The organism is Microbacterium sp. ZXX196 (genome assembly GCF_009709595.1).
Taxonomy (GTDB): Bacteria; Actinomycetota; Actinomycetes; order Actinomycetales; family Microbacteriaceae; genus Microbacterium; species Microbacterium excoecariae.
Window position 1 is genome coordinate 1 of sequence record NZ_WMEE01000159.1, and the last position, 274, is coordinate 274.

The window sequence follows — 274 nt, forward strand, 5'->3', positions numbered from 1 at the left end:
ACAGAAATCTTGGATACTTGGAAAACTGTAACTTCTGTAGGTAAACCTACGACGGATATCTTAGATGCTTGGAAAACTGCAACTTCTGTAAGTGAACCAATGACGGAAATCTTAGATGCTTGGAAGACTGCAACTTCTGTAAGAAAACCAATAACAGAGATCTTAGATACTTGGAAAACTGCTTCTGTAGGTAAATCTATAACTGGAATCTCAACTGCTTTGAGCACAACATCTAATAAGATTAGCTCCGTTAAATTTTCTAAGAATCTTGTTG

General features: G+C 36.1%; 1 protein-coding gene. It reads right to left on the reverse strand.

Annotation, left to right across the window (positions count from 1 at the left end):
* Positions 1-274 (reverse strand): hypothetical protein (locus GJQ66_RS14225; RefSeq protein ID WP_196215905.1); only part of this gene is annotated, 274 nt, incomplete at both ends.